The sequence below is a fragment of the Bacillus sp. mrc49 genome, from assembly GCF_002803435.1.
Window position 1 is genome coordinate 1 of record NZ_PHNG01000232.1, and the last position, 773, is coordinate 773.

A 773-nucleotide genomic window follows, 5' to 3' on the forward strand; every position below is an offset into this window, starting at 1 on the left:
TTTAGTGGCGTCCCATGCCACGTTTGCAAATAGATCGTGTGCTTCGGCTTCGGAATCCAAAGCGGGAGCCTGCTGTTCGTTACCCAATAGCGGGCTCTGGTCATTTTAAGCAGCCAACTTAACGAGAAACGATGGAGATATGGAATGCCTGCCTCTTCGAAATGAGCCTTATACCTTTTATCCACGCTCCAATACATTTTATATTCAGGATGGTGACTCTGCAAGTATTCATAAATCCCTCGTGGATTACAGCTATATTGCTTGCCCAAAAAGCTCTCGAAAATGACCAGCTTTTGGTCCACCGGCAATACTCTGCCTGCCATTGCGAAAAACATTTGATATCCTCTTAATATAACGGCTTTGGCGATGCGTTTAAACAGCGATAGAAAGGAAGGTCTCTTTGAGGTTTCCGTTTTTTCGTTTGACATATCCGATCTCCCTTTTATTAATTATTAATGGTGAATGCTGATATAAATGAACCATGAATCACCGTCATTCCCGCTTATCGAGACACATCCCCGACCTCACATACACCAAAAATAAGCTCGCCCACCAAAAGGGGGAGCTTTTTCGGCGTACTTCGAACAGCTACTCCAAAGACTTTATTGCCAGCCCCAAATTATTTGCAACCGTTGTATAAAACTCCACGTTTTTCTTATTATACGTCATTTTATTTTTGAGAATTCTTTTAATATTGATCAATTGATATTCATTATATCGAATAAACACTGTAAATAGGGACTTTTCCATTTTATCGATGTCATCCAGCGAAA

At 40.9% G+C, this 773-nt stretch carries 2 pseudogenes; both read right to left on the reverse strand.

What is annotated here, in order from left to right:
* Positions 1 to 401: pseudogene (locus CVN76_RS01685) on the reverse strand (CDP-glycerol glycerophosphotransferase family protein); the annotation flags it as partial.
* 187 nt (positions 402 to 588) lie between these two features.
* Positions 589 to 773 (reverse strand): annotated as a pseudogene (locus tag CVN76_RS31585) (glycosyltransferase family 2 protein); the annotation flags it as partial.